Annotated in this window: 14 protein-coding genes; 7 read left to right on the top strand and 7 right to left on the bottom strand. The window is 58.4% G+C overall.

The genetic code is table 11. The features are described from left to right. Nucleotide 1: 1 nt before the first annotated feature. The 6 genes from BOA8489_RS09530 to BOA8489_RS09555 form a co-directional block, all read right to left on the bottom strand. Entirely contained in the window at nucleotides 2-1438 is a 1437-nt protein-coding gene (locus tag BOA8489_RS09530) for an NAD-dependent succinate-semialdehyde dehydrogenase (protein ID WP_093973787.1), read from the bottom strand. Nucleotides 1439-1445: 7 nt separating this feature from the next. Next, nucleotides 1446-2417 carry a biotin/lipoyl-containing protein gene (locus BOA8489_RS09535; RefSeq protein ID WP_093973788.1) on the bottom strand — a complete coding sequence of 324 codons (972 nt, stop codon included), beginning with the start codon at nucleotides 2415-2417 and terminating at the stop codon, nucleotides 1446-1448. Then, nucleotides 2407-3402 carry an alpha-ketoacid dehydrogenase subunit beta gene (locus BOA8489_RS09540; protein ID WP_093973789.1) on the bottom strand — a complete coding sequence of 332 codons (996 nt, stop codon included), beginning with the start codon at nucleotides 3400-3402 and terminating at the stop codon, nucleotides 2407-2409. Before BOA8489_RS09540 ends, BOA8489_RS09535 begins: the two co-directional genes overlap by 11 nt. After that, a complete protein-coding gene (locus BOA8489_RS09545) occupies nucleotides 3402-4385 on the bottom strand; it encodes a thiamine pyrophosphate-dependent dehydrogenase E1 component subunit alpha (protein WP_093973790.1) in 984 nt (327 codons plus the stop codon). The genes BOA8489_RS09540 and BOA8489_RS09545 overlap by 1 nt, the downstream gene beginning before the upstream one ends. Nucleotides 4386-4458: 73 nt before the next feature. Then, complete coding sequence (locus tag BOA8489_RS09550) at nucleotides 4459-5754, bottom strand: M24 family metallopeptidase (RefSeq protein WP_093973791.1); 1296 nt, start codon at nucleotides 5752-5754, stop codon at nucleotides 4459-4461. 135 nt (nucleotides 5755-5889) lie between these two features. Continuing rightward, nucleotides 5890-6699, bottom strand: a complete 810-nt coding sequence (locus BOA8489_RS09555) for an SDR family NAD(P)-dependent oxidoreductase (protein WP_093973815.1) — start codon at nucleotides 6697-6699, stop codon at nucleotides 5890-5892. A gap of 195 nt (nucleotides 6700-6894) precedes the next feature. Between BOA8489_RS09555 and BOA8489_RS09560 the strand changes: the two genes are divergently transcribed. The 7 genes from BOA8489_RS09560 to BOA8489_RS09590 all read left to right on the top strand — a co-directional run bounded on the left by BOA8489_RS09560 (nucleotide 6895) and on the right by BOA8489_RS09590 (nucleotide 15749). Further along, nucleotides 6895-7929 carry a sugar ABC transporter substrate-binding protein gene (locus BOA8489_RS09560; protein WP_217897938.1) on the top strand — a complete coding sequence of 345 codons (1035 nt, stop codon included), beginning with the start codon at nucleotides 6895-6897 and terminating at the stop codon, nucleotides 7927-7929. A gap of 87 nt (nucleotides 7930-8016) precedes the next feature. After that, a complete protein-coding gene (locus tag BOA8489_RS09565; RefSeq protein WP_093973792.1) occupies nucleotides 8017-9546 on the top strand; it encodes a sugar ABC transporter ATP-binding protein in 1530 nt (509 codons plus the stop codon). Beyond that, the gene (locus tag BOA8489_RS09570; protein WP_093973793.1) at nucleotides 9543-10616 is read left to right on the top strand and encodes an ABC transporter permease; all 1074 of its coding nucleotides are present in this window, start codon (nucleotides 9543-9545) and stop codon (nucleotides 10614-10616) included. Before BOA8489_RS09565 ends, BOA8489_RS09570 begins: the two co-directional genes overlap by 4 nt. A 9-nt stretch (nucleotides 10617-10625) precedes the next feature. Continuing rightward, nucleotides 10626-11666, top strand: coding sequence for an ABC transporter permease (locus tag BOA8489_RS09575; protein WP_093973794.1), 1041 nt, complete (start codon nucleotides 10626-10628; stop codon nucleotides 11664-11666). Between the two features lie 105 nt (nucleotides 11667-11771). Then, nucleotides 11772-13556 (top strand): ABC transporter substrate-binding protein, encoded by a 1785-nt coding sequence (locus tag BOA8489_RS09580; protein WP_093973795.1) that lies wholly within the window; start codon nucleotides 11772-11774, stop codon nucleotides 13554-13556. A 433-nt stretch (nucleotides 13557-13989) separates the two neighbouring features. Continuing rightward, nucleotides 13990-15186, top strand: a complete 1197-nt coding sequence (locus tag BOA8489_RS09585; RefSeq protein WP_093973796.1) for a tyrosine-type recombinase/integrase — start codon at nucleotides 13990-13992, stop codon at nucleotides 15184-15186. Nucleotides 15187-15563: 377 nt separating this feature from the next. Next, entirely contained in the window at nucleotides 15564-15749 is a 186-nt protein-coding gene (locus tag BOA8489_RS09590) for a helix-turn-helix transcriptional regulator (RefSeq protein ID WP_093973797.1), read from the top strand. Between the two features lie 41 nt (nucleotides 15750-15790). Here the strand turns inward: BOA8489_RS09590 and BOA8489_RS20605 are convergent. Further along, nucleotides 15791-15985 (bottom strand): hypothetical protein (locus BOA8489_RS20605; RefSeq protein ID WP_217897939.1); only part of this gene is annotated, 195 nt, incomplete at its 5' end.

Consider the following 15985-nt stretch of genomic DNA (forward strand, 5'->3'; position numbering starts at 1 on the left):
CCTACCACTCGGTCGATATATATTGGGTTTCCTGAAATTCCAGCATGCCTTCCTTGCCGCCTTCGCGGCCCAGACCGGATTGCTTTACGCCTCCGAAAGGCGCGGCCGGATCGGACACAAGTCCCCGGTTCAATCCGACCATTCCGAACTCAAGCCGTTCGGCAAGTCCCATCCCGCGCGCCATGTCGGCGGTGTAAAGATAAGCCACCAGACCGTATTCGGTGTGATTGGCCCGCGCGATAACCTCGTCTTCATCCTCAAAGGTCTGCAAAGCCGCAACCGGCCCGAAAATCTCGTCGCGCAAACAGGCGGCATCGTCGGGCACGCCTGTCAAAACCGTCGGCGGGTAGAAATACCCCGGGCCGTTCGGGCGCGTCCCGCCAAGGCGCAACGTGGCCCCCTTGTCGACCGCGTCACGGACGAAGAAATCGACCTTGTCGCGGGTTTCGGCATTCACAAGCGCGCCGACATCGACGCTTTCATCCAGACCATTCCCGATCTTGAGCGCCGCCATCTTTGCGGTGAAAGCCTCGACGAAAGGCGCCTCTACATCCCGGTGCACGTAGATCCTGTTCGCCGCCGTGCAGGCCTCGCCCAAATTGCGCATTTTAGCGACCATCAAACCATCCGCCGCCGCTTCGATATCGGCGTCCTTGCAGACAATGAACGGCGCGTTGCCACCCAACTCCATGGCCGGTTTCACAACGTTGTCAGCCGCTGCGTGCAACAACTTGCGTCCGACCTCAGTCGACCCGGTAAAGCTGACCACCCGCACACGCGGGTCCGCAAGCATCGCGCCGACAACCGCGCCCGAGGACCGCGACGGAAGAATGTTCACAACGCCCGGCGGCACGCCCGCCTCCTCAAGAATTGGCATCAGCGCAAGCATCGTCAAAGGTGTCTCGGACGCGGGCTTCAGGACCACCGGACAGCCCGCCGCGAGGGCGGGGCCGATTTTGCGGGTGCCCATGGCCGCCGGATAGTTCCAAGGAGTTACCAACACCCCGATTCCAGCCGGTTTCTGATGCACCATGAGCCGTGCACCAGACGAAGGCGCCATGCCGAGATACCCTTCCGATCGGACCGCCTCCTCGGCATACCAGCGGAAGAACTCGGCCGCATATTTTGCCTCACCCATCGCATCGGACCCTGCCTTGCCGTTCTCCAGCGTGATAAGCCGCGCAATCTCGTCCAGTTTGTCTGTAAACAGCTCAAAAGCCCGACGCAGGATTTCACCCCGCTCGCGCGGGCTTTTCGCGGCCCAGGGCTTGAAAGCGGCTTCGGCGGCATCCAGACAGGCCATCGCGTCCTCGACCGTGCCGGAAGCGACGGTGGAAAGGACCGTTTCGTCAGCCGGATTGAGGACATCAAATGTCCCGCCATCCGAGGCGTCACGCCACTCGCCGCCGATATAAAGTTGGTTTTTAAGGTTTTTCATGGGTCTCTCAGATGAGTTGGCGGATCGGGTCTTCGACCCGTGCCGCGATTGCGTCGAGAAGCGTGATGGCATGTGGCATCGGCAAAGACGCCTCGTTGAAGGATAGCGTCAGTGCGAAGTGGCTATCGCCTTCGCCGACCGAAATCGTGATCCCGCCACCTGCTGGCGCATAGGCCTGTAGGCGCGTGTCGCAAAGATCGACCAGCGAGATCGCCGCCGCTGTGCCAGTTTCACCATCGCGAGGTGCGGGATATTGAGCAGTCGCTCCGTCAAGTCCACGAATGGCAATTGTGACGTCGACAGTATCGAACACCTGACGCCACGCCCCGGCTGTGAAGGCCGCCAACAGCGTTGTGCGATCCGCGTTTTGCGAGCGTTGAAGAAGCGCCGCCAAGGCGTCTGCGACGACCCGCGCGCTCAGTTGAGACTGTCCGCCCGCCACAGAGCGTGACAGGTCGGCGGCATGGATCGGCTCGGGCAAACCACTGGCACGCAAGGCTGCCAGATCGACACCACGCTCCTTGGCCAGTCGCTTGGCCAGTGGCGAGGCCAGAACCGGCCCCGACGTGGCGCGCGGGGCCGCCGCAGGCGTTTCGACAGACTCATTTGGCACCGTCTCCTCGGTCTTCGTCACCGCCGCCTCCGGCTCGGGCTTGGCTTCAGGCTCAACCTCGCCCTCGGCACTCTTGGACGTCTCGGTCGTCTCAACGGACGCGGAGGCATGTTCCGCCACCTCATCCGCGGTCTCTACGATCATCGCGATAATATCCCCAACCGGAATGTCCGCACCCTCTTCTGCGCGGATACCGGCGAGATATCCGTCGCTCGTCGCTTCGACCTCCATCGTCGCCTTGTCGGTTTCGACCTCAAAGATCGGCTCACCGCGAGTGACCTTGTCGCCTGACGCCTTCAACCAGGCAACGATTACGGCGCTGTCCTGGTTCATTCCAAGCTGGGGCATCTTGACTTCAGAGGGCATGGATCAGCTCCCCTGCTACCAGACGACGCGCATTCTCGGCAACTTTCTCGGCAGTTGGCACCGTCAAATCTTCTAGCGCCGGGCTAAACGGAATAGGCACATCCATCGCCCCCATGCGGATCACCGGTGCGTCAAGGTGATAGAACGCCTTTTCGCTGATCCGCGCGGCGATCTCGGCCGTCGTGCCGAAATTCTGGTGCCCCTCGTCGACAACAATCGCGCGCGTCGTTTTCTTAACGCTTCCAAGGATCGTGGCTTCATCCAGCGGCGAAATCGTGCGCGGATCAATCACCTCGGCACTAATGCCATCGGCCTCAAGCATTGCCGCCGCGGCTTCGCAAACCTGCCGCATTGAGGACGTGCCGATCAGCGTCACGTCGCGCCCCTCGCGCAGCACCTTTGCCTCTCCGAAGGGGATGAGATACTCATCCTCGGGCACCTCGGCCTTGTCCTGATACATCAGTTTGTCTTCGAAGATCACAACCGGATTGTCATCGCGGATTGCGGTCTTCATCAACCCCTTGGCCTCATAGGCCGAAGACGGCATAGCGACTTTCAGCCCTGGAATATGCGCCACAAGGGCATGAAGCGACTGACTGTGCTGCGCCGCCGAGCGCCGCGTCGCACCGAGATTGGTGCGCAGAACAAGCGGCACATTCAATTTGCCTCCGGACATGTAGTGGGTCTTGGCCGCCTGATTACAGAGCTGATCCATAACCAGAAACAGGAAATCCCCGAACATAAGATCCACGATCGGGCGCGCGCCCGTCATCGCCGCCCCGACAGCCAGCCCCATGAAACCCTGTTCGGCAATCGGAGTATCAATCACCCGCCCCGTGCCGAATTCCTCGACCAATCCGCTGGTCACTTTGAAAGGTGTTCCGGCTTCGGCCACGTCCTCACCGATGAGGAATACCGTCTCATCGCGGCGCATTTCTTCTGCAATGGCCTCATTGACCGCCTGACTGAGAGTTATACTGCGCATCAGGTCTTCTCCAGAAATACATGCATGTCGACCTCGGACCCGTCGGGGTAAGGCGCGGCCAGCGCGTAGGTCACCGCATCGGCTGCCTCCTGGCGGACGCCCTCACCAAGCGCGGCCAGATCGTCCTCGCTGGCGATCCCTTCGCTGGTCAACCAGTCTCCGAACAGTTTGATCGGATCACGCTTGGTTTTCCACTCGGCCTCTTCGTCTTTGGTTCGGTAATAGGTGCGATTGATGTCGCCCACGTGGTGTCCGTGGTAGCGATAGGTCATCAATTCGATAAAGAACGGCCCCTCGCCCTTGCGCGCACGCTGAACCAGATCCGTCGTCAGCTTATTGACTGCCAGCACATCCTGCCCATCGACCTGATGCGCCTCGATCCCGAAGGCTTCTGCACGGGCGGTGATCTCGCCTGCCGCAATCTCGTCGGTCTTCGTGTACTCGGAATACCCATTGTTTTCACAGGCATAAATGACCGGCAGCTTCCAAAGCGCGGCCATGTTCATGACCTCATACATCAACCCCTGCGCCGTCGCCCCATCACCGAAGAAGCACACCGTCACATCATCCGAGCCTTGCATCTTTGCCCGCAAAGCCGAACCCGTCGCGATCCCCATGGACCCGCCGACAATCGCATTCGCCCCAAGATTGCCGTTGGACTGATCCGCAATATGCATCGACCCGCCTTTGCCCCGGCAATAGCCTTCTTCCTTGCCCAGAAGTTCACAGAACATCTCTTTGAAGGCCGCACCTTTGGCGACACAATGGCCGTGGCCACGGTGGGTCGAAGTGATCTTGTCCGTCACCTCAAGCGCTTCGCAAATACCGACCGCAACCGCCTCTTCGCCGGAATACATGTGCGTCAGGCCAGGCATCTTGGCATCAAGATACAACTGGTTGGCGTTATCTTCGAACGCGCGAATACGCACCATCTGGCGGTACATCTGCAAATAGTCTTCGGTGTTGGTCTTGGCGTCAGCCATCTGGGATCTCCCGAGGCAGCGAGGGTCAGCCCAGCTTGCGAGGTATCCGCAAGGCAGGCTGATCCCGCCGCGATTAGTAACGGTTCGCGATTGGCAATTCTTCGGCGGGGAACAGGCTGATCACTTCGCAGCCCGTGTCCGTTACGACCACTTCTTCTTCGATCCGCGCGGCCGAATACCCGTCGCTCGCCGGACAATAGGTTTCCAGCGCGAACACCATTCCTGTCTGAATTTCCATCGGATGATCCATGCTGACAGCGCGACTAATGATGGGCCGCTCGTGCAAAGCCAAACCAAGCCCATGCCCAAACTGCAAACCAAAGGCCGCATCTTCGCTCGGGAACCCGAGGCTTTGAGCTGTCGGCCAGACCTCGGCGACCTTGTCCGTCGATACGCCGGGCTTGATCATCTCGATCGACGCCTCCAGCCATTCACGCGCCTTCACATAGGCATCGTTCTGCGACGGAGTCGCACGGCCGACATTGAACGTTCGATAGTAACAAGTCCTATACCCCTGATAACTCTGCAGAATATCGAAGAACGCTTGATCGCCCGGACGGATCAGCCGGTCGGTGAAATTATGCGGATGCGGGTTACAACGCTCGCCCGAAATCGCGTTGATCGCCTCAACGTCGTCCGAACCCATTTCATAGAGCATCTTGTTGGACATCGCGACGATATCGTTTTCGCGCACACCCGGCTTCAGCTCTTCGTAAATCATATGATAGACACCATCGACCATACTGGCCGCCTGCGTCAGAAGCTGGATCTCGTCCCAGTTCTTGATTTCACGCGCAGCCAGCATGATCTGCTGCCCGTCGATGACGTTGATGCCCTCTTCCTGCAAAGCGTGGAACATCGCTGTTTCGGCATAGTCCAGGCCAACCGGCATATCGCCCATCCCGGCGTCCCGGATCAGACCCGCGATCTGTTTGGCGTACTTCTTCATCAAGCCAAACTCGGGCGGGATCGTCCCGCGCATCCCAACCACGCCTGCAAGACAGTGATCCGGCTCAAGCCAGTCGGAATATTTCTGATGGTGTACCGCAGCCGATCCAAAATCCCAGACGTAAGGACTGTCGTCACCCGTCAAAAGGCAGAAGCGGCACATCTTGTCCCTCTCCCACTCACCGATCTTCGTGGCCGAGACGTATCGGATGTTGTTCACATCAAACAACAAAAGCGTCCCGGCAGGCGAGTTCTTGAGCGCCTCGCGCGTGCGGCTGAGCCGATACCGGCGCAAGCGATCATGATCGACACGACGCTCGAAATCGACCGAAGTGTGACCCCATGCCGGAAGCTTGTTTTCCCAGCGCCAGTTCGGCTCAAGATCTTGCGGGGTCAGAACATTTGGCGTCAAGGCACCCATTTCGAAAATCCTTTTGTGTGAGGGCCAGCCGATGCGTGTTTTTTTGCTCGCATCGGACCGGCTTGTCGGCAATCCGGGCCTGAGGCCGGACTACCTGGAGAAACGACCCGCTCCCTGAAAGGCGCGGAGCCTCGGTCACTGCATGACGATGCCACCATCTATCATGATGAGCTGCCCGGTCATGTAGTCACTCTCGTCCGAGCACAGGAACGCAGCCGTTCCCTTGACGTCATCGGCTGTCGAAAGCTGCTTCATCAGAATCATTTTCTCGCGCAGCGTTTCCAGCGACTGACCTTCTTCTTCAAACATGCCGATATCGACCAAGTCTTTGTCCAGCTGCTTCCAAAGTTCGGTGTTCACCACGCCCGGACCATAGCCATTGACCGTGATCTTGTGCTCCCAAAGTGCCTTTGCGCCGCCGATGATCATCGCCAGAACCGCGTATTTCGAGCAGCTATAGGGAACGACATCGAGGAAAGCAGTCCGTGAAAGGATCGAACCGACAGGAATGATCTTGTAGGGATGATCTTCCATCGGGCCTTGCGCGATCATAGCCCGCGCGGCCTCCTGCATACCAAGCAAGACACCCTTGGCGTTGATGTTCATAATCATGTCCCAGTTATCTTCGTCGATATCCATGAACATGCGCGGCTTGTTCACTCCGGCATTCAAGAGTGCGACGTTGATCGAGCCGAAAGCATCCACCGTAGCGGCGACTGCGGCGGCATTGTCGGCGCGGCTTGTGACGTCCATCTTGACCGCAACGGCCCTTCCGACACCGGCAGAATTGATCTCTTCGGCAACACCCTCGACACCTTCGAAGTTCACGTCGCCAATACAGACGTTGGCACCCTGAGCGGCAAAATACTTTGCATTGGCGGCACCCATTCCTTGTGCCGCGCCGGTTATCATGATGTTCTTTCCGGCAAGCCGTTGTTTGTCCATGGTGCTTCCTCCCAGAGCGCAGTCGTGTTTATTTTGACCACGCTGACGCAGCAGAAGAGCGAACCACAGCGGCTTTTCGTCCATTCCGGACCAAATTTGTCTAAAATGGACGAAATCAAAGACCAAGCGTCTGCTAATATTTGAGACGGTGCGAAAGACGAATACACATCGTCTAAAAACTCTAGGGAGGAAACTATGTCGTACTTGGGACAAACCATGCGCAGCATGTTGGCCGGAGCCTTGGCCGTTGCGGCTGTGGCAACTGCGTCATTCGCGCAAGACAAACCATCAATCGTTTCATTCAACGGGCCGGCGGGCGAAGCCTACATCGGCCGGTTCATCAAGGGCATCAAGGATACAGCCGAGCTAAAGGGCTTTGATATTCAGGTTTTTGAAAACCAGTTCAACCAGGCCGAGCAGGACCAGCAAGTTCAGCAGGTGCTGGCCGCAGGCGTTCTGCCGGATGTCTTCATCTGGTGGCCATCCGATGCCGTTGCGGGTCTAGGCTCGCTGCGCGCTCTGTCCAAAACCGGCGTGCCGGTTCTCAAGATCAACCAGCTGCCAAACGATCAGGACCGGCAGTATATCTTTGGCTATGCAGGACCTGACGACCGTCTGCGCGCCCGCAACGCCGGATACATGATGCGTGAAGCCGCAGCGGCGAAAAAAGCTGCAGGCGGCGAAGGCTTCAACGTCCTGGTCCTGTCCTACCCCCACAGCTATGGCGGGTATGGCCTTTCCATCAACGCTTTCCAGGAAGCCATTGCAGGCTCTGACCTGACCATCATCGGCGACGTTGACGAAGGCTTCGGCCAAGCCAACGGCTATAGCGGTGCGGCAAAAGCAATTGCGTCGCTGCGCGATGAGGGCATTCACTTCGTCTACGGTATGGACGACGCGATCCTGACTGGTGGCATCCGGGCGCTTGAAGAAGCAGGTTACGCGATGGGTGAAGACGTCATCGCCGTCGGCACCGTCTGTAACGGCGACAAGCAGTTGATCGAAGAAGGCAAGCAGTTCGGCACCACTTTGCAGTCACCGCTGCACGAGGGTCAGTTGGCCATCAAGATGGTCGAGGAATACCTCGAGACGGGCGAGTTGGAGAACTACATCAACTTCACGCCAAACCCTGCGGTAACAGCGATCAACATGGAAACGGTTGCCTTGCGCGGCTTTGACGGCAAGCTCTACGGCATTGACGAGCTCTGCTCGGGCGCCTGGGGCGGCTAACTCCTGAAAATTGCGGAGGGCGCCCGACATTCGGGCGCCCTTTCATGCTAATCAAAAGAATATCCATAATGGATCAGGGAGGGGAGCATGGCGGATCAACCGCTGTTAAAGCTCACAAACATCAGCCGTCATTACGGTGCGATCCAGGCGCTGAAAGGCGCAAGTTTCGAAGTCGGACGCGGCGAGGTCATGGGATTGGTCGGCGAAAACGGTGCCGGGAAATCGACCATGGTCAAGATCATCGGCGGTTTCGACCCCGGCTTCAGCGGCGAATACTTCTACGATGGTGAAGCGCGTCACTTCAAATCGCCCACCGCTGCCGAACAGGTCGGCATCGCCATTGCTCAACAGGAACTCAGCCTCATTCCCACGATGAACGTGGCCGAGAACATTTTTCTTGCCGGAGACGGCGTGCCGCTGCTCGCCTCAAAAAGCCGCCTAGCCGCAATGGCCAAACCCTTTCTGGAAGAAGTTGGACTTGGCCACGTCAATCCACTTCGCGCCACGAACCGCCTGTCGGTCGGCGAACAGCATTTGGTTGAAGTCGCCAGACTGATTGCCCACAACCCACAGGTCCTCATTCTGGATGAGCCCACCGCCGCGCTGGGCGAAACCGACTCGATTCGTATTCTCGAAATGGTCAAACGCCTGAAAGACCGTGGAAAATCGATCATCTACGTCAGCCATCGCATGGACGAGATCTTCAAGATTTGCGACCGGATCACTGTCCTGCGGGATGGAGAAAGCCAGGCCCCTCGCGCCGCCGCAGCGATGGATGTAAACAGCCTCGTCGAACTGATGCTCGGTTTCGAGCTTGGCGATATGTATCCGGCGCGCAAACCTATCACCCGCAACGCACCCGTCCTGAAAGTCCGCGATCTTTGGCCCGACGGCATCGTCGAGCCGATCAGCTTTGACGTCTATCCCGGAGAAATCCTCGGCCTTGCCGGACAGCTCGGCTCGGGCACTTCCGAAATTCTCGGCGCTATGGCGGGTTCAACCAAGACCCGAGGCGGATCACTGAATTATAAGGGCGAGACCTTCCTGCCCACGCGTCCCAAGGACGCGATCAGCCGTGGTATCGCCTATTGCTCGGAAGACCGGAAACACGACGGACTCTTCCTCGGACGGCCGATCATGGAAAACATGTCATCGCCTTCTCTTAAGACAATATCAGCCAAAGGCATTCTCAGCGGTCAGCGCGAGTTGCGCACCACAACCGAGAACGCCGTCAAGTTCACAGTCGACCCCAAACGCCTGCCCCAGGAAGCCGGCGTACTGTCGGGCGGCAACCAGCAAAAGGTCGCCCTTGGGAAATGGCTGTCGATCTCGCCCGGCGTGATCCTCGTGAACGAACCGACACGCGGCGTCGATGTCGGCGCGCGGGCCGAGATCTATCAGATCCTGCGTGATCTGGCGGACAACGGTGCCGCGATTGTCGTCGCCTCGACCGATATTCAGGAGATCACAAACCTGCCCGACCGGATCGTCAGCTTTTATCGCGGCGTGCAGATCGGGGAGTTGCACCTTGAGGATATGACCTCGGCAAACATTCTCGAACAGATCACCGACCCGTTCCACGAAGCAGGTATCGCAGTCTCGGAGAAAGCATCATGACCGATGTAACCGCATCCACAGGCGAAACGCCGAACCTCGTCCAGCGTATCCGGCGGGATTATTCGCCACTGGTGATCGGAATGGTCGGGTTGTTTCTGCTGGTGTTCGTCGCAGGCGCGGCCTTCACGGACGACTTCCTGACATGGTTCAACGTCAAGACAATCATCCGCGACGCCGCTCTCGTCGGCATCATGGCAATCGGCCTGACCTTCGTGACTCTCAGCGGCAACTTCTTCCTATTGTCCATGAAAGAAATCGCCGCACTTTCAATCATTTGCTTTGCCACGCTGATGAGTGCGGACTGGAACCAGTGGGGTACGATCGACGCGGACCCGACAAGCTGGTCCTTGTTCATGACCTTCCTTGTGGCTTTCACTGCGACGATGATCATCGCCACCATTGCCGGGGCGCTGCAGGGCGCGCTGATCGGTCTTGGCGGAAATCCCATCGTTGTCACACTGGGAGCTGCGGGCCTTTTCTTCGGGATCGGGTCGTGGTGGTCGGATAATCTCGTCGTCAGCTACCGCCGCCCCCACGGAGCCGAATGGCTTGGGACTGGTTCGTTCATCGGCGATATCCCGAACATCACCGTAGCCTTCGTGATCATCGCGGTCGTGGCCGAACTGGTACTCAGATACACAACCTTCGGGCGTCAGGTTTATCTTGTCGGCGCCAATCGCGCTGCGGGCCGCGCCACCGGTCACGAAAACTTCGGCATGGCGATCAAATGCTGCATCATCGCCAGTGTCTGCGCGGCCTTCGTGGCCGTTGCCTTCTCGGGTCAGGTGTCGTCTGCGCACGTCAACTACTTCTCCTCCGAATTCGGCTCGTCGGGCGATATGACGATCATGGTGATCGCGATCGTTATGGTAGGCGGCAATTCGATCATGGGAGGCTACGGCTCGACCCTGCGCACTTCACTTGGTGCGATCTTCATCTCAAGTATCGACAACATGATGGTCCTGAACGGCTTCAACTCGGGCGCGCGCGTCCTTGCTGTCGGCCTGATGATCGTGTTTTCCATCATCGTTTTTGCGCTTGTCCGTCGCGGCAGCCGAGCTGTGGAATAGGAGCCCCTCATGGAACGACTAAAGAACTGGGTGACAGAAAACCCCGACCTTAGCTTCGCGATCCTGCTGTCCGTCAGCGTCTACACGTTCTTCGCAATCACCGAGCCGCTCTTTTTCACGCACCGCACGGGCTTTGCTATCATGGAGCGGTTCGCGGTTCTGGGGCTGGTCGGTCTGGCGCTGACGCTGTGCATCATCGCTGGCGAGATCGATCTCTCCATCGGATCGAATGCGGCCCTGGCCGCCGTCGTCACGGTGCGCTTCACCGATGACTGGGGAGCGATAAATGCGCTGCTGTTTGCGCTGGTGATCTCGACTTCGATCGGGGCTATTCAGGGCTACTTCATCGCCTACCTGCGCATCCGCGCCATCGTCCTGACCGTCGGCACGTTGATGCTGCTGCGCGGTGTGGCGCTGTTTGCGGCGGAAGAAAAAACCGTGATGCTGACTGACTTCCGTATTCCCGACTTCATCTCGACCAAGATGCTCGGCTACTTCTCGCCCGCCTCGCTTCTGGTCATCGCGATGTTCGTGGCTGTGGGCCTGTTCATGGCCTTCACCCGCTATGGCCGCGAGATCTATGCGATTGGTGGAGCGCGCAAAGAGGCGCTGGCCTCGGGCGTCTCGCTGCAACGTCCGATGATCATCGTCTTTGCCATTTCGGGCTTCTGCGCCGGGCTTGGCGGCGTTATCATCGGGCTGCGCTCGGGCACGGCGCAAGCGCTTGGACTGCAATACCTGTTGCTGGCCGGAACCGTTGCCGCATTTATCGGCGGCGTGTCGATCCTCGGGGGCAAAGGCGGCGTCATCGGCGCCGCCATCGGAACGCTGACCGTCAACTTCCTCAACACCGGGCTGGTGTTTAACGTGACGCCCTCGTTCATGGTCCAGCTTTACCTCGGCATTCTGCTTCTGGTCGTGATCATGTTCCAGACGGGCAGTCGCGTCTTTGAGGAACGACAACGGAGAGGCCAGCTTCTCGATGACGTGGACCGACGACGAAGGATTTTGTCCGACAAGATCGCCGGCTTGCGAAGGCCATCGGGATAGTCGGACGAAACTGGTAAGCCGATCCCATCAGGCGTAGTCTCTCCGTGGACGCAACCGGGAGAGACTATCCTTTTGGGGGTTTTTGCCAAAACGATGTGAGACCTGATGAGCCTTCAAAAGGGACGAGCCAGAGCGCGACCGGAGGGTCCATTCGAAGGCAGTCGCACGCCGCTGCCCAAAAGCATTTCCGGCGAGGAGTTCTCGCGATTTCTGGACTTCATCGAAGCCCTCGGAAATGAGGCCGACCAAGTGCTCAGCCTCAGGTCCGGCTATGACGAAACCAGATTGATCACCACCCTTCTGCGCAATCACCTCAAGGGCAAGATGACCACGACCAGCTTTCTGGCAAACGCCAGCGGTCTGGGATACGGCACTGCGATAAGGGCGATCAACTCGATCGAAGAACGCGGCCTTCTAATTCGGCGACCCCGGACACAAACCGGAAAGAGCTTCTCGCTTCACCCGACTGAAAAACTGATTGGCGAATGGCAGGAGTACGCCCGGCGTGTTCGCGGTGCAATCGGCTCGACACTTGGGCTTGAGGGCGCCGGGCGCGGCGGCATGAGCGACTATTTCTTCGGTTCCTCCTACGGCGATAGCGGCACGATCCCTCCGCCCACCCCGCTGCAATCCAAGCTTAACCTGCAAAACAACTTGCGCGTTCTTGTCCATGCCGACCCGACTTTCCTTGCCATGAACGTGTTGAAGCGTCAGTTTGAAGCCCTCTTTGGCACGGGCATCGACAGCCGTGCCTTGTCGATTGATCGCTTGCGACAGGAAATCCTGTCCAATGCAACGCGCAAATCGTCCCGCTACGACATCATCGCCTGTGATCTGCCCTGGTTCGGCGAACTGGCCGAAAAGAAGATCCTGATGCCCATCGATGGCCTCTTGTCCGACGACAAGGTCGATCTCGCCGATTTCCACGAAGTCGCGCTGGCATCGGCCCGCCACCGTGGTGAACAATACGGCCTCCCCGTGCAAACGACGCCCGAATTGCTCTGCGTCAGACGCGATCTTTGCGACACCGCAGGAATTGGCGTGCCCTTCACAATCTCGGACACACTGGAAACCGCGCGCAAACTGCATAGCCGTGCACAAGGACGCTCTGGCATCGCCTGGAACGCCGCGCGGGGAACGCCGCTAGGCCACACCTTCATGTTCGTCATGGGCGCTATGGGTCGCCCATTCCTAAATCTTGAAAAGACCGACACCGGCTACGATGCCGAGTGGTCCGAAGGCGAAAACCTGCGCCCGGCGCTGCAATCGGACGAAGCCGTCGCGACGGCCGAATACCTCCGCGAACTCCTGGATTTCTCGCCCGTCTCGATCCTGTCGATGTCCTGGTACGAGCGCGCGCGCGCCTACGCGGACGGCGAAGTCGCAATGGCCTATTGCGCCACGCTTCTGGCACCATTGTTCGAGCTGAACAAAGCATCGCCTGCCTATGGTGTGACTGATTTCCTGCCCCATCCCTACGGCCCGGGAGGCAAGCCCCTCGCACCCGTCGGAGGCTACGCCCTCGCGATCCCGTCCAATATCGCACCCGACCGCGTCGCGGCTGTCTGGGACGCCATGCGGCTGCTGACTTCCCCCGAAAGCATCAAGCTTTACATCGAGAACGGCAGCCTTGTTTCGCCACGCTTCAGCGTCAGCATGGATCCCGACGTGCGGCGCATTTCGCCCTTGATCTCTATCGTTGACGGTATGGCGCGCTCGGGCATCCTGCAATTCTGGCCCCGCCCCCCCGTTCCAGAAATCACCGATCTCATCACGATCATCGGAACCGAGCTCCACGACATGCTGCAAGGTTCAAAGAGCGTCGAGGTCGCCCTGACAAACGCACAAAACCGCGCGGATGCGCTTATGCGCGGGCGCGGGCACTACTGACGCAAAGCGACAGCGTCAAACGCTCTTTAAGCAATCGCTTGCGAAAAGGCTTCGCACTTGTGAGCAGACCCACATGCGCCGCTATGTGCAGGCCAGCGAACATCGGACTTTGATGTTATTGCTGCCGCCAAACCATAGATTGATTATACCAGAGACTCTTCCGCCTCATCGACTCCATCGTGCACGGAAGACGGGTCCGGCAAGTCGTGTGGACCGTTCACCACCTAAAATCACGCTCGGGATCGCAAGAGCGCAATGAAATTACTGAATTTTTGTGGCGATCCCAGAATGCGCCATTAGATATTCCAAGCAAATCCAGAGCGTGTCTATAAAATACTGATATTCTTTCACTATCTGACCCTAAGGTGCCTACAGAGCCTTGTATATTCCGATATGTTCCGCCACTTACTGGGGGAACAATTGGGGGAATTCGGTGTCAGGCATCACTTCAAAAAAGTCCAAGCCGCTTTCTGCCGCAGTCGTTGCTTCCGTCAAAACCCCCGGCAAGTATCACGACGGCAAAGGTACAGGACTGTTCCTCCTGGTGAAGAAGTCCGGAGCGCGATCTTGGGTTCAACGATTGATGGTCCAAGGGAAACGGCGCGAGATTGGCTTGGGAAGTCCACCCTTCGTTACGCTCGCAGAAGCGCGCGACCGTGCTCTGGACAACAAGCGGATAGCGGTCTCGGGCGGCGATCCCCTCGCTGAGAAACGAAAGAACAATCTCGCGCTTAGTTTCGAAGAGGCGGCGCGCAGGACGCACAAGGAGCTGGCGCCGACGTGGAAGAACCCCAAGGACCGCGCTGCCTTCCTGTCGACGTTGGAGCGGTACGTGTTCCCGCGATTTGGTCGCGTAGCGCTTTCTGAAGTGTCGAGTGCAGACATCCGACAGGCCATTCTCGCAGCCCGCGAGCTAGCGCCCGGCGTGGCGAAGAAACTAACCTATCGAATATCCAGCGTGTTTAAGTGGGGCATCGCCGAAGGGCACTGCCTAAACAATCCCGCAACATCAGATGCCCTCGCGCTACCACGCGACCCCAGAACGGTCTCTCACCGCAAGGCCCTACCCTACTCCAAGGTTCGCGATTGCATTGAGACGGTTAAGGCATCGGGCGCTGGCGCGACAACAAAACTCGCGCTCGAGTTCTTGATACTCACCGCAACCAGGTCGGGTGAGACGCGCCTGGCGCGATGGGATGAGTTTGATCTTGAAGGCGGATCAGAGACGACCACAGCGACGTGGACGGTTCCGGCAGATCGCATGAAGATGAAGAGACCGCACAGGGTTCCACTTTGCGGCCGAGCCGTGGAGATACTGCGGGAGGCCCGTGACCTTTCGGACGGCTCTGACCTTGTGTTCCCTGGCACCAAGCACGGCAAGCCGCTTTCGGACATGACACTTTCAAAGCTGGTGAAGGAGCTTGGCTTCGACGCGGACGTCCATGGCTTCCGCACATCGTTCCGAACGTGGGGCCAGGAACAGACCGACTTTCCCCGAGACGTTCAGGAAGCGGCGTTGGGCCATAAGATGGGGGATGCAGCCGAACAGGCGTATGCGCGCTCCGACCTTTTCATTAAGCGACAGGAAATGATGGAGCGGTGGTCTGACTTCCTTTGGTCAGAACGATAGCATCTTTAAATGAGTACCATCCCAGCCGTCGGGTCTGTGAATAACGCCAGATATGTACGAGTCCATCCACACAACAATCCACAGAGTTTCTTGGGTTGCACGCAAAAATGGCCTTCAAGCCATTGATCTTAAAGATTTTCAAAAAATATCTTCGGACTGTTCCCATGTCGATGTTGACGTGAGGCCCCTTTGGGCTTCAGCATACCTAGTAGCAACAGAAAGGATCGAGACAAGCTGTTGTGGTCACCCCAAGCGATTGCAGTCGCCAAGGGTGACCGAGGTAGGATGGAAATGCGACTCTCCTAATCCTGCCTCTTTCTCGCGCAATCGAGGGCGGTAAGCAAATTTTTTTTAGCGCCTGAGCAGAAAGTGGTACAATGAAAACCCGAATTCTAAGACGCCCTGAAGTTGAACATACGACAGGCCTATCGCGCTCCACCATCTATGCGATGATGGCCGACGCAACGTTTCCGAAACCAGTCAGATTGGGCAAGCGGGCTGTCGGCTGGCGCGCCTCCGACATAGCAGAATGGCTCGAAAGCCGTACCGGCGAAGCGGCGTAAGAGTGCTCGGCCAATCATTGGCCCGGGACTTGAACGAGCAGTTACCGGGCCAGAGTGAACGCCAAGCGATAGCGGCGCGCACTTTGAAGCCAACCACTTCTGGCAGCCACCAAGAAACCTCCGACGCCTACTCTGGCGTCGTCACCTGCCTCTGTGCCCATCACCGGGTGATCGTCTGCAGGGATCGCATTCAATTTGTAGTGCAGCGTCGCAAAAAGGGTGGCGCCGAGCGGCCC

The organism is Boseongicola aestuarii, assembly GCF_900184815.1.
Classification (GTDB): Bacteria; Pseudomonadota; Alphaproteobacteria; order Rhodobacterales; family Rhodobacteraceae; genus Boseongicola; species Boseongicola aestuarii.

Bases quoted from the DNA above. Each gene is read 5' to 3' on its own strand.
- BOA8489_RS09530 (WP_093973787.1), bottom strand. From the start codon at position 1,438: ATGAAAAACCTTAAAAACCAACTTTATATCGGCGGCGAGTGGCGTGAC.
- BOA8489_RS09535 (WP_093973788.1), bottom strand. From the start codon at position 2,417: ATGCCCTCTGAAGTCAAGATGCCCCAGCTTGGAATGAACCAGGACAGC.
- BOA8489_RS09540 (WP_093973789.1), bottom strand. From the start codon at position 3,402: ATGCGCAGTATAACTCTCAGTCAGGCGGTCAATGAGGCCATTGCAGAA.
- BOA8489_RS09545 (WP_093973790.1), bottom strand. From the start codon at position 4,385: ATGGCTGACGCCAAGACCAACACCGAAGACTATTTGCAGATGTACCGC.
- BOA8489_RS09550 (WP_093973791.1), bottom strand. From the start codon at position 5,754: ATGGGTGCCTTGACGCCAAATGTTCTGACCCCGCAAGATCTTGAGCCG.
- BOA8489_RS09555 (WP_093973815.1), bottom strand. From the start codon at position 6,699: ATGGACAAACAACGGCTTGCCGGAAAGAACATCATGATAACCGGCGCG.
- BOA8489_RS09560 (WP_217897938.1), top strand. From the start codon at position 6,895: ATGTCGTACTTGGGACAAACCATGCGCAGCATGTTGGCCGGAGCCTTG.
- BOA8489_RS09565 (WP_093973792.1), top strand. From the start codon at position 8,017: ATGGCGGATCAACCGCTGTTAAAGCTCACAAACATCAGCCGTCATTAC.
- BOA8489_RS09570 (WP_093973793.1), top strand. From the start codon at position 9,543: ATGACCGATGTAACCGCATCCACAGGCGAAACGCCGAACCTCGTCCAG.
- BOA8489_RS09575 (WP_093973794.1), top strand. From the start codon at position 10,626: ATGGAACGACTAAAGAACTGGGTGACAGAAAACCCCGACCTTAGCTTC.
- BOA8489_RS09580 (WP_093973795.1), top strand. From the start codon at position 11,772: ATGAGCCTTCAAAAGGGACGAGCCAGAGCGCGACCGGAGGGTCCATTC.
- BOA8489_RS09590 (WP_093973797.1), top strand. From the start codon at position 15,564: ATGAAAACCCGAATTCTAAGACGCCCTGAAGTTGAACATACGACAGGC.